At 35.3% G+C, this 14518-nt stretch carries 14 protein-coding genes; 13 read left to right on the top strand and 1 reads right to left on the bottom strand.

Annotated features, from left to right (window positions below; genetic code table 11):
* Window positions 1-40: 40 nt before the first annotated feature.
* Entirely contained in the window at window positions 41-1228 is a 1188-nt protein-coding gene (locus ACKVQX_RS01940; RefSeq protein WP_409135974.1) for a nucleotidyltransferase, read from the bottom strand.
* A 126-nt stretch (window positions 1229-1354) separates the two neighbouring features.
* Between ACKVQX_RS01940 and ACKVQX_RS01935 the strand changes: the two genes are divergently transcribed.
* The 13 genes from ACKVQX_RS01935 (at window position 1355) to ftsA (ending at window position 14462) form a co-directional block, all read left to right on the top strand.
* Complete coding sequence (locus ACKVQX_RS01935; protein WP_068455110.1) at window positions 1355-1885, top strand: DUF177 domain-containing protein; 531 nt, start codon at window positions 1355-1357, stop codon at window positions 1883-1885.
* A gap of 26 nt (window positions 1886-1911) precedes the next feature.
* Entirely contained in the window at window positions 1912-2085 is a 174-nt protein-coding gene (gene rpmF / locus ACKVQX_RS01930; protein WP_068455109.1) for a 50S ribosomal protein L32, read from the top strand.
* A 276-nt stretch (window positions 2086-2361) separates the two neighbouring features.
* A complete protein-coding gene (locus tag ACKVQX_RS01925; protein WP_409136027.1) occupies window positions 2362-2604 on the top strand; it encodes an NINE protein in 243 nt (80 codons plus the stop codon).
* Between the two features lie 137 nt (window positions 2605-2741).
* A complete protein-coding gene (locus ACKVQX_RS01920) occupies window positions 2742-3503 on the top strand; it encodes an enoyl-CoA hydratase/isomerase family protein (protein ID WP_409135973.1) in 762 nt (253 codons plus the stop codon).
* A gap of 59 nt (window positions 3504-3562) precedes the next feature.
* Window positions 3563-3958 carry a DUF3397 domain-containing protein gene (locus tag ACKVQX_RS01915; protein ID WP_285215951.1) on the top strand — a complete coding sequence of 132 codons (396 nt, stop codon included), beginning with the start codon at window positions 3563-3565 and terminating at the stop codon, window positions 3956-3958.
* Between the two features lie 82 nt (window positions 3959-4040).
* Window positions 4041-5654, top strand: a complete 1614-nt coding sequence (gene bshC / locus ACKVQX_RS01910; protein WP_068455100.1) for a bacillithiol biosynthesis cysteine-adding enzyme BshC — start codon at window positions 4041-4043, stop codon at window positions 5652-5654.
* A 426-nt stretch (window positions 5655-6080) separates the two neighbouring features.
* On the top strand, window positions 6081-7019 hold the full coding sequence (rsmH, locus tag ACKVQX_RS01905) for a 16S rRNA (cytosine(1402)-N(4))-methyltransferase RsmH (RefSeq protein WP_068455098.1): 939 nt from the start codon (window positions 6081-6083) through the stop codon (window positions 7017-7019).
* 18 nt (window positions 7020-7037) lie between these two features.
* The gene (locus tag ACKVQX_RS01900; RefSeq protein WP_068455094.1) at window positions 7038-7433 is read left to right on the top strand and encodes a cell division protein FtsL; all 396 of its coding nucleotides are present in this window, start codon (window positions 7038-7040) and stop codon (window positions 7431-7433) included.
* A 38-nt stretch (window positions 7434-7471) separates the two neighbouring features.
* Complete coding sequence (locus ACKVQX_RS01895; RefSeq protein ID WP_121175728.1) at window positions 7472-9616, top strand: penicillin-binding protein; 2145 nt, start codon at window positions 7472-7474, stop codon at window positions 9614-9616.
* Between the two features lie 149 nt (window positions 9617-9765).
* Entirely contained in the window at window positions 9766-10737 is a 972-nt protein-coding gene (gene mraY / locus ACKVQX_RS01890) for a phospho-N-acetylmuramoyl-pentapeptide-transferase (RefSeq protein WP_068455084.1), read from the top strand.
* A gap of 1 nt (window position 10738) precedes the next feature.
* A complete protein-coding gene (gene murD / locus ACKVQX_RS01885; RefSeq protein WP_343174673.1) occupies window positions 10739-12097 on the top strand; it encodes a UDP-N-acetylmuramoyl-L-alanine--D-glutamate ligase in 1359 nt (452 codons plus the stop codon).
* A gap of 12 nt (window positions 12098-12109) precedes the next feature.
* Window positions 12110-12859, top strand: coding sequence for a cell division protein FtsQ/DivIB (locus ACKVQX_RS01880; RefSeq protein WP_068455081.1), 750 nt, complete (start codon window positions 12110-12112; stop codon window positions 12857-12859).
* Window positions 12860-13172: 313 nt separating this feature from the next.
* Window positions 13173-14462: a cell division protein FtsA gene (gene ftsA, locus ACKVQX_RS01875; protein ID WP_068455077.1), complete on the top strand. Its 1290-nt coding sequence runs from the start codon at window positions 13173-13175 to the stop codon at window positions 14460-14462.
* The last annotated feature ends 56 nt before the right edge of the window (window positions 14463-14518 follow it).

Here is a 14518-nt window from a genome sequence, read left to right as displayed (position 1 = left end):
AACCTCCTATGCTACATGTTTGTAGCGTTGGAGGTTATTTTTATAAGCGTATTGGAGGTGTTTGGAAGTCGAGGCGTGTGGTATTGGCACCTGTTCCAATCATGTATAAGTCAGTTGCACGCAAATCTAGTGCTAACATGTCATCATGTTTTTTAGGAATGCGACTGATTAAAGGTAATGTTAATCTTTTCTTTTCTTGTGATAAATATTGTTGGCCTTTTTCTGTCATGCCAAGTACACGAATATACGATGGTGTTTGAAATATTGCGCGCTGTTCTTTTGTATAGCCGACAAGTATATGCGTCATCATACGTTGCAGACGCGTCCATGTATATCGTTTTGATTTTACATGTTTCATAAAGCCCTCAAATGTCGCATGCTCTTTTGCAGCTTCTAAAAATAAGAATTCAATTCCTTCTGACACATCGACATATTGACGTAAAGTCTCAGGGTTCATGCGCAATACTGTGAAACGAAAGAATGGATAAAATTGTGCCCAACTTGCGTAGTTTTGCGCTCCTTTTAATACGTCATATGCTGTAGCAGGCATAAATTTTTCAAGTGTCTCTAATTGCTTGGTTTCAAAAAGAGCCTTTCGAATTCCTGTGGCACTTGCGATCGTTTTACGGTCATCTACATCGTCATGATAGCCTGCACCTTTTCTCTTTACAGTGGTTGCTTGTAGACGATATTGATGTTTTTGTATTTGTTCATAATAATGATACCCAAGTATATTATTAGGCTGTGCTAAATCAAGTAATTTATGTTCAGCTTGTGACTGAATCTGTTCATGTGCAGTTTGAAGCGCTTGAGGATAGCTTAAACCTTTTTTAACTGCTTCTTGAATGATTTGTTGAGTTTGCTCATGATGTTGCTCAAAAGCGTCATATGTGCTTTTAAATAGCTCAATCTGCCCACTCTCGCTACCAAAAGAGATTGACTGACAATTTAATGCTTCTAATAACGTAACGCCACCATATGCAAAGTCCGTTGCATGCCCAGTTGCAAAAGCATAGGGAAGCTCAATGACAAGGTCTACACCATTTTGAAGCGCCATTTTTGCTCGTTGCCATTTGTTTAATAAAGCAGGTTCACCGCGCTGTAAAAAATGCCCACTCATCACAGCAACTAAGACATCAGCTTGCGTCTCTTTTCGTGCCGTCTCAACTTGATAATGATGCCCATTGTGAAAGGGATTATATTCCACAATAACTCCTGTTGCAATCATTGGCGTTCCTCCTTTATAATAGTAATTATGATTATAAACAGAGTTATATAGTAGTGACAAGAAAATATCTTGACATCTATTATTTCACATTATATAATCAATTCTGTTGTCTTGAGGTGATAAAATATGAAATGGGCAATCCCACAATTATCTAAATATCGCCAAAACGGGATGCCGGTTGATCAAATTGTTCAACTGGATGGTGTAATGTCTCGTAATAAAGATATTCGCCATATTACACCTGTTCATGTAAAAGGCTTTTGTACCTTTGGTGCAGAGCAAATGAACTGTCATTTTCATGTAACTGGTGAATTAACGCTTCCTTGTTCTCGTACATGGGAAGATGTCGTGTTCCCGCTTGATTTCGAATCAGATGAAATTTTCAGATGGGGCGAAATTGCTGGTGAAGACGAACAAGATAATGTTCATCCTGTAGAGGGAGATGTTATCGATGTCACACCTGTATTAGAAGAACTAATCCTATTAGAGATTCCGATGCAAGTGTACAAGGAAGACGCGCAAATCATTCAACCGAAAAATGACGCTTGGTCATATACTACGGACGAAGAACTTGCTCAACAGTCTGAAAAAGACGAAAAAAAAGTGGATCCAAGACTGGCTGATTTAGCTAAGTATTTTGATCAAACAGATGAATAAATATCTGTAAGGAGGTGCCATCATCAATGGCTGTACCATTTAGAAGAACTTCTAAAACTGCGAAACGTCAACGTCGTACGCATTTCAAACTTGCTGTACCAGGTATGGTAGCTTGCTCTAACTGTGGCGAACTAAAATTAGCTCACCACGTATGTAAAGCATGTGGACAATACAAAGGTAAAGAAGTAGTAAGCAAATAATTACAGTATTTGCACTTACAAAGACCGTTAAAGAGACCATGGCTCTTTAACGGTCTTTTTCTATACTTTATGTGATAATATGTTTATTTATGGTAAAATATACTTATTAAATATGAGTAGGTGAAGAAGATGGCTAAAATTATAAAAGTAGATGCAGGAGAAGTAACGATTGTTCAAAATGATGGATCAATCATTTCAGTGATGGATTACACACTTGATTTTACACCGCATGCAAATGAAGAAGTAGAAGTGTATCAAAAAGATGATGAATGGATTATTGTAAAAGCTTCTCCAAAAGTCGTACATTCAGGGAAAAAACCAGTAAATAAAATTGCTTATGGTTTATTAGGTATTTTATTAGGTGGATTAGGTGTTCATAAATTTTATGCTGGTAAAATTGGTTTAGGCATTGTTTATATTTTATTTAGTTGGACAGGTATTCCGTCAATCATTGGTTTGATTGAAGGGATTATTGGTTTAACGAAAGAAGAAGTAGAACCAGGTATGATTTTAGTTTAAATAGAGACATATAAGGTGAATGATCACTTTATATGTTTTTTTTATGTAAAAATTAAAAATATTGCGCTCATTTCAAAAAAACGCTACGCTATTACTAGGTAATAATGAACCATTATTCATAAAAAAGGGGTGTTTGTATGAGTTATACAATCGAAGAAAAAGAAGGCGTACTATTATTTACATTAAATCGACCAGAACGCCGCAATGCGATTAATGATGAGTTGATGGAAGGGTTTAAAGAAGTGATTCATTACGTACATACACATGATACGGTGCGTTTTTTAGTGATTACAGGGAGTGGTGAAAAAGCTTTTTGTTCAGGGGGAGATTTAGCAGAGTTCCATTCGCTTGTGACAGAAGAACAGGCTTTTTCAATGCTCAGTAAGATGGCAGAAATCTTATATGAATGGGCAACGCTACCTATTCCGACAATTGCATTAATTAATGGTGCAGCAGTTGGTGGTGGTTGTGAAATTGCCGCTGCTTGCGACTTCCGTATCATTGCACGTGAAGCGAAGTGCGGTTTTATCCAAGGTACATTAGCAATCACTTCTGGTTGGGGCGGTGCAACATATTTATTTGAACGTGGACTCCGTCATGACCGCGCATTAAAAATGTTAGTCGATGCACAAGTTTATGATAGTGCACAATTAGAAGAAGTGGGCTTTGCGACAAAGATTTATGATGGGGATAAATTTGTAGCATTAGATCAATTTATTGAGTACATGCGTAAAATTAACCCTGGTGTACATCGTGCTTATAAAGAGATTGAAATACGCAAGTGGGCGGAGAAAAATTTAAAACAACGTGTAATGGAAGAAGTAGCGCAATGTGCGAAATTATGGGAAGCAGATGCGCATTTAGAAGCAGTGGAACGATTTTTAGCAAAATCGAAATAAGGATAACATTGAAATCTAGAAATGCACTTATTATACTGATGTAAGAATAAACAGAACGGATGTGTAATCAAGTGAGTGTATTATTTAACGTCCTTCATCTCATCGTACTCTATCCTTTTCTATTGTTCTTTTTTCTTTTTTTCTTATTGAAAAGATTCAAACGTACAAAAGGAAATGCGATGCATCGAGCGATGGATGTCACAACATGTATATTACTATTTTCAATTCAAGCACTTTGTCAAACATTGTATGGCTATGATTTAGGTGTTCTCATTCAGATTCTTGTTACGCTTACTTTTATGGTGATTGTACTTCGCAAATGGTACAAGAATCCAGAAGTACAAGTAGCGAAAATCTTTAAAAAATTTTGGCGGATTCTTTTTTTAGTATTATCAAGTATCTATTTAATTATGTTACTCGTCTATGCTATTTTAAAATCTGTTGAATTATTTTAAAGACAGTGAGCAGTTTTTTTCTACAACGACCTAGATAGTGCTATACTTTTTATATTCACTGTTTGAAGAGGAGAACGTAATAATGAAATTGGAACAAGTACAAGTGGAAAATACAAACCAATTACTTCAAGATTATCAAAATCAGCAAGAAGCAATTTGTCGTTTTTTTCATTTCAAAAATGAACAATCCGCTTTTGAAGCGCGTTTACAAGAATTAAAGCAACACCCGATTCGTCGAAAAGAATTAGTCGGTGTGATGCGTCAATATATGCAAAAATTTGCAACATCTGAAAAAATCGAGCAACATTTAACAGAATTAGAACAAGATGCAGTAGCAGTTGTTGGTGGCCAACAAGCAGGTCTTTTAACAGGGCCACTTTATTCGGTTAATAAAGCAATCTCTGTATTGTTGTTAGCGAAAGAACAACGCGAACAATTAGGTGTACCTGTTGTGCCGATTTTTTGGGTGGCAGGAGAAGATCATGATTTAGATGAGATTAACCATACATTCTATGCAGCAGGTAATCGTTTATTAAAACACACATATGTAGAAGAAGGTCGTGTTAAAACGATGGCTTCTGCAACGAAGCTTCGTTTAGATGAGGTAGAGGAATGGATTGAGCAGCTATTTAAGCAATTCGGTGAAACAGCTTATACAAAAGAATTATTAGCATATGTTTTAGAAGTTGCTCAAACAAGTCATACATATACCGATTTCTTCGTGAAATTAATGAATGACTTATTTAAAGAGCAAGGGTTACTATATTTAGATGCTGCAGACCCAGCAATTCGTCAATATGAAGCGCCTTATTTTAAACGTTTAATTGAGCATGCGGCAGAGATTGCTACAGTTGTGACGAAGCGTGAGAGAGACTTAGAAGAAGCAGGATACGGTTCGCCGATTGGTGCGACAGAAAATGCAGCGAATCTATTCTATGTACGTGACGGAGAGCGTTATTTATTAACACGACATGATGGGTACTTTATGAATCAATCTGCTAATGTTCGCTTTACGAAAGAACAATTAATGCAGTTAGTAGATGAAGAAGCCTGTTTAAGTAATAATGTTGTGACGCGTCCAATGATGCAAGAAATGGTATTACCTGTTTTATCATTCGTAGGCGGTGCAGGTGAGCTTGCATACTGGGCTACTTTGAAAGACGGTTTTGAAGTACTAGGCTTACGTGTGCCAATCTTCACGCCACGTATGAACTTTACTTATGTAACGAGAGAGACAGCTTCTAATTTAGAATTAATCGGTCTCACTGCGAAAGAAGCAATTGCAGGTGGCATTTCTTCGGAAAAAGAAGCATTTGATGCTAAAGTATACGATCGTGAAGCGAAAGAAGCGATTGAACGTGCGAAGCAATTGCTAGCTGAACAATACGAAGTAATTCAACGTCATATTGAAGAACATGATTTACATGTAGAGCGTGTTGTGAAAAAGAATCTTGCTTTTCATAAAGAACAGTTTGACTTCTTAATGAAACAAATTGAAAAAGATGTCCGTTTAAAACATGATGTTGCTTATCGTCGTTTTGAACAAGTGGAACAGGAATTACTTCCTATGGGTGGATTCCAAGAACGTGTTTACACGCCGTTCCCTTACTTAAATCAATATGGAGAACTATTTATTCGTGATTTATTCACATTATCTCTAAAAACATCTAAGTTGCATCAAATTATTTATTTATAAGCGTAAAGTAGGTTTTAGCACAAAAAAATGCTAAAACCTATTTTTTTATGTTTGTTATGTAAAAAAATGGGTAAATAATGAGTGTGTAACTTTTAGATGGAATAATGTTGAGTCTAAAGGACTAAAAATACTTTTAAGCGTATAGTTGTACTTTTAGGAAAAAGAGTATAGTATATTCCTAGAAATTAATAGAAAAATGTAAAAACAACTGAATAACACTGGATTTACCCATGCTAAATTTACATGTTGATGTGAAATTTAGTTAAACTACCGTATATGGTGGTGGAAAAGCAAGGAATGTGGTACATTAATTTCATACATAGGACTTTATTTACTTGTGTATGATAAAATTATTTGAATAAAAACCGATATAATTAAAGGGTTTACGAATAAATAAAAGATTTAAGAAATATGGAGGATTTGAACATGTTCAATCACACAACAGTATTATTAAAGGAAACAGTCGATGAATTGAACGTTCGTCCGGATGGAATTTATGTAGATTGTACACTTGGTGGAGCAGGTCATAGTGAATACCTTGTACAACAACTTTCTGAACAAGGACGCTTGATTTGTTTTGATCAAGATACAACAGCAATTGAAAATGCAAAAATAAAATTAGCGCCATACATAGACCGTGTAACATTTGTTCATTCTAATTTTCGTTATTTACAACAAGAGCTTGCGAATTTAGGAATTTCAAAAGTAGATGGTGTTTTGTATGATTTGGGTGTATCTTCCCCACAATTAGATAATGCAGAGCGTGGATTTAGTTATCATCAAGATGCAGCACTTGATATGCGGATGGATCAAACAGCTCCGCTAACAGCCTTTGAAGTAGTGAATGAATGGTCATATGCGGAACTTGTTCGTATCTTTTATCGTTATGGAGAAGAGAAGTTCTCAAAACAAGTAGCACGTAAAATCGAAGAAGCACGTGAAAAATCACCGATTGAAACAACAGGACAACTTGTTGAATTAATTAAAGCAGGTATTCCAGCAGCAGCACGACGTAAAGGTGGACACCCTGCGAAACGAATTTTCCAAGCAATTCGAATTGCTGTAAATGATGAATTAGGTGCAGCGGAAGAATCACTTCAACAAGCACTGGATGTCATTGATGTAGGTGGACGTGTAAGTGTTATTACATTCCATTCTTTAGAAGATCGTTTAACAAAAACAATTTTTAAAGAGGTATCATCTGTTCCAGAATTACCACCAGGTCTACCGATTATTCCAGACCACTTGCAACCTAAATACAAGCTAGTAAACCGTAAGCCAATTCTTCCAACTGAAGAAGAACTTGCTGTAAATAATCGTTCGAGATCAGCAAAGTTACGTGTAATTGAAAAAATCAAATCATAAAAGATGAGGAGTGAGACGATGGCAGCACCACAGTTTAGACCACAAAGAGATTATACACAGACAGCACCTGTTCAACCGAGAGTTCAACCACAACAACCGCAAAAACAGGCGCCGAAGCCGAGCCATCGACCACGACGACGAAAATGGACGAAGGGTGAAAAAATATTAACAGTGATGATGATTATCGTTGTTGTTGCGACATCATTAGTTAGTTTGAATTTGCAATCTTCAATTAGCCAAACAACGATTAAAAATGTTGAAGTTGACCGAGAAATTAAAACATTGCAAAAAGAAAATGAAGTACTTGAAAATAAAATCGCTAAAAAGTCTACATATGAACATTTCTTACAAAAAGCGAAGGAATTAGGTTTAACACCAAACTCTGACAATGTTAAGGCAGTGACAAAAGAATGAATAATAATAGACGATTTGGACGAAAAGGAGCCTTTTTAATGCTAGTCATTTTTGGCTTCTTATTTTTGCTTATGTTTTTGAGAGTATTTTATATTCAAGTAGTTGGAAAAGTTGATGGACATGATTTAGTTTCAGAAGCTAAAAATCGTCATGACATTGAAACGGTACAAAAAGCAAAACGAGGCGAGATTTTAGACCGTAATGGTTCGGTAATTGCGACAAATGTAGTAAGTTATAATGTTACTGCTGTACTTACTCCTAAAGCATCTAAAGGTATGCCGGACGGACAATACCGTCATGTACATGATAAAGAAAAAACAGCAAAAGTTTTAGCGCGTTATTTAGACTTAAAAGAAACTGAAATATTGAATATTTTAATGCGTAAAACAGCAAAAGGTGAAACACCTTACCAAGTTGAATTTAAATCTGCAGGACGTGATTTACCTTACGATATTAAACAGCAGATTGAAAAAGAAAAGTTACCTGGCATTGAGTTTGAAGAAACAATGAAACGCTATTATCCAAAAGGAGTTTTTGCATCTAATATTATTGGTTTTACACAAAAAGTATGGGATGAGAAAAAACTTAAGTACATAGAAGTGGGACAAGCAGGTCTTGAAAAAACGTACAATCAGGAGTTAGCCGGAAAAGATGGTACTGCTAACTTTGAAATTGATCGATGGGGGTATTTACTTCCTGGAACTGATAAATTAGTGACACCAGCAAAAGATGGGGATGAAATTTATTTAACGATTGATCAAACGATTCAAAGTATTTTAGACAATGAAGTATCACGTGTAGATGCAGAGTACAAACCTGAATCAATTGTAGCAGTGGTTGCAAACCCTAAAACGGGTGAGATTTTAGCGTCTACTCAACGTCCAACATATAATCCGCAAACAGGTGAAGGAATTAACTCAAGTTGGTTAAATCAATTAACGCAAATTACAATTGAACCTGGTTCTACAATGAAAACATTTACGTTAGCAACTGCAATTGAAAAGGGCGTATGGAACGAGAATGCAACTTTCATGTCAGGGCAGTATCGTGTAGGAGATCGTGTTATTCGTGATGCAAATCAAGTTGGTTGGGGGCGTATTAGTTATCTTGAGGGGATTCAACGATCTTCGAATGTAGGGATGGCTAATTTATTGAATTTAATTGGTGAAGACTATTTCCTTAAATCAATTCATAAATTTGGTTTTGGCGAAAAAACAGGAATTGATTTACCGAAAGAGGCAACTGGTCAAATTTTAGATCAATACAAAATTAATAAAGTAACGACCACGTATGGTCAAGGCTCGACTGTTACACCAATTCAACTAATCCAAGCAGTATCTGCGATTGCAAATGACGGTAAAATGATGCAACCATATGTTATTCAAAAAATTGTAGATCCAAATACAAAAAAAGTTGTGAAAGAAAACAAGCCTAAAGTAAAAAGCTCACCTGTATCTGCAGATACAGCGAAAGAAGTGAGACGTATCTTAGCGACGACTATAACTTCAGAAAAAGGAACAGCGCAGAAGTTTGCAAGTACTGATTATGAAGTTTCTGGTAAGACAGGGACGGCACAAGTAGCTAACTCCTCTGGAGGCTATTCATGGGGGAAAAATCAATTTTTATATTCTTTCTTAGGTATGGCACCTGCGAAAGACCCGAAATTGGTCATGTATGTAGCAGTGAAGAAGCCAAAATTGAAGGTAACAGAAGTGGGGTCAGAGCCAACTTCTAAAATTTTCAATGCAGTTATGGAAAGTAGCTTAAAATATTTAAATGTTGGTACGACGAAACAGAAAAAAATTGATTCTGTAAAAATAGCAGATTATGTACAACAAGAAACAAATACAGCAACATCAGCTATTACAAAAGAAGGGTTTGTCCCGGTTGTTATTGGAGATGGTTTAGCTGTAGCAGAACAATATCCACAAAAAAACACGCCACTTTTAAAAGGTAACAAAATATTCTTGAAAACATATGGAGATGTAACGCTACCAGACTTTAAAGGGTGGTCACTTCGAGATCTTCTCACATTCAAAGAACTAAGTGGTCTTAACATCGAAATTAGTGGAAGTGGTTATGTACAGAAACAAAGCGTGCCTGCAGGAACTGTAGTAAAACCAAAACAAAAAATTAAAGTTCAGTTAAAGACACCTCAAGAGCAATATAAGAAAACAAAATAATGTAGAAGCTAAAAGGAATCACTTTTTGTCAAATGAATTCTGCAAAACACATGAAAAAAAACAAGGTTTTAAGCCATTTGACCTTTAAATTTCAATGTGAAACTACTATGATAGAACATGTACTTAAACGTAATTAAAGGAGAATTAGAATGACAATTTCAATCATGCTAATTACTTTATTTGCAGGATTTTTATTCTCTGCAATTATTGGACCATTAGCAATCCCGTTTTTAAGACGTATGAAGTTCGGACAAAGTATTCGTGAAGAAGGTCCGCAATCTCATATGAAGAAGCAAGGAACACCAACCATGGGAGGCGTTATCTTCCTATTTTCAATTGTAATCTCAACATTTGGTGTAAGTATTTATTATGGTGAATTTACCGTACAATCTGTTGTGCTATTAATCGTACTACTTGGTTTTGGTATCGTTGGATTTTTAGATGATGGTTTGAAAATTATTTTCAAAAGAAACTTAGGTTTAACATCACTTCAAAAGTTAATCGCTCAAATCGTTATTTCAGTATTAGCCTATTTCTTATTAAAAGGAACTGGCTTTGCAAATGAATTATCAGTACCTTATACAGAAATCGTATTAAACTTTGGTACGTTCTATATTTTATTTATGGTATTTTGGTTAGTTGGATTCTCAAATGCTGTGAATTTAACAGACGGATTAGATGGTTTGGTAGCAGGTACAGGTGCAATAGCCTTTGCAGCTTTTGGTGTAATTGCTTATGTACAAGACCAAACAGACTTATCGATTTTCTCTTTTGCAGTGGCAGGAGCATTGTTAGGATTCCTAATATTTAATAAAAACCCTGCCAAAGTATTTATGGGGGATACAGGTTCACTGGCACTTGGTGGTGCACTTGGAATTGTATCGATTTTAACTCATCAAGAGTTATTACTTTTATTAATTGGGTTAGTATTTGTAGTCGAAACAGCCTCTGTTATGTTACAAGTTGGAAGTTTTAAAATTCGTAAAAAACGTATTTTCAAAATGGCTCCAATTCATCATCACTTTGAATTATCAGGTTGGTCAGAACAACGTGTTGTTGTGACATTCTGGATTGTCGGAATCATTTGTGCGTTAATTGCAGTGCTGCCGGAGGTTTTATAGCATGAAAATGATTGAATCGATGAAAGATAAAAAAGTACTTGTACTTGGCCTTGCTAAAAGTGGGGTAGCCGCTGCGAAACTTCTTCACAAGTTAGGCGCTTTTGTAACAGTAAATGACGCAAAGCCTTTTGAAGAAAATCAAGATGCGCAATTATTATTACAACATGGTATTACAGTTATTTGTGGACATCATCCAAAGGACTTACTTGATGATGGTTTTGAATTAGTTGTTAAAAATCCAGGTATCCCATATACAAACCCAATCATTGAAGATGCATTAATGCGCAAATTACCTGTTTGGACAGAGGTTGAGCTCGCTTATCGTATAAGTGAGGCGCCTATGATTGGTATTACGGGCTCAAATGGCAAAACAACAACCACTTCTTTATTATTTGAAGTATTAAAAGAAGGCAATTTACATCCATTAATTGCTGGGAATATTGGTACAGTTGCTTGTGGCGTTACAGCAGAAGCGACAAAAGATGAAGTGGTTGTAACAGAATTATCTTCTTTCCAATTAATGGGTACAGAGCAATTTAAGCCGAAAATCGCTATTTGGACAAATTTATTTGAAGCACATATTGATTACCACGGTACGATGGAAGACTATGCAAAAGCAAAATTTAATGTAACGCGTAATCAAGACGAAAGTGACTACCTGATTTATAATGCAGATCAAGAGATTGTTGTAAATGAAGTAGTTGCTTCTAAAGCTACAAAAATCCCATTTTCATCTACCCGTATTTTAAAAGATGGTATTAGTGCAGATGATGAAATGATTTATTGGATGGGTGAACCTTATTTAGAACGCTCTGTAATTGCATTACCAGGTAAACATAATTTAGAGAACGTACTTTGTGTAGTAGCGACAGCTATTTTAATGGCGTGTCCAAAAGAAGCATTAACACACGTGCTGCAAACTTTTGCAGGTGTAGAGCATCGCACACAATTTGTTGGTATGTATAATGGACGGAAATTTTATAATGATTCCAAAGCAACGAATACATTAGCAACAAAAAGTGCCCTTTCAGCTTTCCATACACCAATCATTCTTCTAGCAGGCGGACTAGATCGAGGACATTCATTCGAAGCCCTACGACCATATATGAATAATGTAAAGGCTGTAGTTGTATCTGGTGAAACAAAAGAGCGATTTGCTGAATTTGCAAACTCTTGTGGTGTATCGGTAATTGAAACAGCTGAAATTATGGAAGATGCTGTGCCAAAAGCATACGCGTTATCTGAAGAAGGAGATACCATTTTATTATCTCCCTCATGTGCGAGTTGGGATCAGTATCCAAGTTTTGAAAATCGCGGCGAACGTTTTGTTGAAGCGGTAAAAAAATTAAAAGTAAATTAAGGAAGTGAGACAATGCAAAAAATAATTGAATTAAAAGAGCATCAAAGTGCGATTATTGAGCGAAGAAAAAAACAGAAAAAACGTAATATAATCACACTATTCATTATTCTCGGCATTGTCTTACTTATTTTAGTGTATGTGCAATCACCATTAAGTCATATTTCAAAAGTAACTATAAAAGGGAATCATTTTGAAACAAATCAATATTACATAGAAAAAAGTGGATTAACTGTTGGAGATTCATTGTGGGGATTTAAAAAAGATCAAGTAGTACAAAATTTAGAAAAGCTAGATTTTGTAAAACAAGTAACAGTCGAAAGAAAATGGTTAAATAGCGTAGCGATTAAAATAAAAGAGAATCGACGAGTAGCTATTCTAAGAACGAGTAATGCACAATATTATGTACTTGAAAACGGTGAACTCTTACCCGGTAGAATTAAACCGAAAAGTTATGAGTTGCCTATTCTATTAAATTTACATGATGAAAAGCAACGTAAAGAACTAGTGAAACAATTAATGCAATTGTCGCCAGATTTATTGCAAATGATTTCTCAAATCGAACCAGCACCTACAAAATCAAATCCAGAATTATTAAAGATGTATATGAATGATGGATTTGAAGTGCGAATTGATATTCCAAAGATTGCATCAAAAATGAAGTACTATCCTTCAATTATTGCGCAATTAAATCAAAATAAAAAAGGTGTTATTCATTTGGAGATTGGTGGCTATTATAATTCTTTTAAATTAGAATATAAATAGACTACCTATCCAGAATATCTTTTTTTAAAAATCTATGGAATAATATGAGTAACCTAAAAATTATTTTTCTATAAGTGTGTATAAAAGAGTTTTTTAGGGTATAGAGTAGTGGTGCTTTGTCTTAATGTATGTGTTAGATATAAAGTACAATCTTCAGCATAAGTTAGTGCTAGGGTTTAAGTCATATTTGTTTTTGTTTGTTCAATCGACAAAAATCCTAATAATGTGGTAAAAAATCCTAAAGTTATTTAGACAAATATAACAATATACAATAAAATATAAACTAAAGAGAAATAATAGGAGGTGCTATTCATTGAGTCAGTCAGAATTGTTTGTTTCATTAGACATTGGTTCAAGTTCTGTGAAATGTATCATTGGTGAAGTTGTAGACCATACAACTATCCATATGATTGGTGTAGGTAAAGAGAAATCTTCTGGAATTAAAAAAGGAAGTATCGTCGATATTGATGCAGCAGGTCAATCGATTCGAAAAGCCATTAACCAAGCCGAACGCATGCTAGGTATTAGCGTTAAAAAAGTTGTAGTAGGTATTCCAGCAAATCAAGTAGCACTTCAGAAAGTAAAAGGTGTCGTTGCGATTAGTAACGATAATCGTGAAATTACAGATGAAGATTTAGATCGAGTAATGGAATCTGCAGAGTCAATGGTAGGAGCACATGGTCATACAAGAGTGGAGCTTATTCCAGAGCAGTTTATTGTTGATAATTTGCCAGAGATTAGCGACCCACGTGGTATGTTAGGAATTCGTTTAGAGATGGATGCTACAGTTGCAACATCTCCAGATACGTATTTACATAATATCGTACGATGTGTAGAAAGAACTGGAGTTGAAATCCAACAAATTTATTTACAGCCACATGTATCAGGTTATTATGCATTGACAGAAGATGAAAAATCACGTGGCACATTATTTATTGATATGGGTGCAGATACAACAACAATCGGTGTTTATAAAGACAGTCGCTTTACGAATGTTGCGATGATTCCAATTGGTGGCGAAAATATTACAAAAGATTTGTCAATTATTTTAAAAACATCAATGGAACAAGCAGAGAAAATCAAAAAAGATTATGGTCATGCGTTTTACGATACAGCTTCTGACCATGAAATGTTTACAGTGCCAATCATTGGAACAGATTCTAAAGAGCAGTATAGCCAACGATTTATTTCAGAGATTATTGGAGCTCGTGTAGAAGAAATTTTTGATTTAATTTTAGACGAACTATATGCACAGCAAGTAGAAGATTTACCAGGTGGTGTCGTTATTACTGGTGGTGTGGCAAAGTTAGAAGGCTTACAAGAATTAGCAACAGAGAAATTACAATCAAGCGTTCGATTATATACACCAACTCAAATTGGTGCGCGCGACCCTGAGCTATCGGGAGCAGTTAGTTTGATTCGTTATGCTTATAAAGATAGTGAATTTTATAATGATTACTCTGAAGAAATGTCAATCGAGGTTCCAGAACAAGAAGAACCACGTAAAGAACGCAAAGCTAAAGAGTATGATGACGAAGAAGCACCACCTAAAGAAGGTATTGTTGGTAAATTGAAGCGACTTGTAAATAATCTAATCGAGTAAAGATAGAGAAACGAACTGAATATTTCTACAAAGATAAGCAAAAGAGGAGGAAATGG

Origin of the sequence: Kurthia sp. ISK08, from assembly GCF_046159805.1 — a bacterium.
In the GTDB taxonomy this organism is placed as follows: Bacteria; Bacillota; Bacilli; order Bacillales_A; family Planococcaceae; genus Kurthia; species Kurthia gibsonii.
This window is presented reverse-complemented; position numbering and strand designations above follow the sequence as displayed.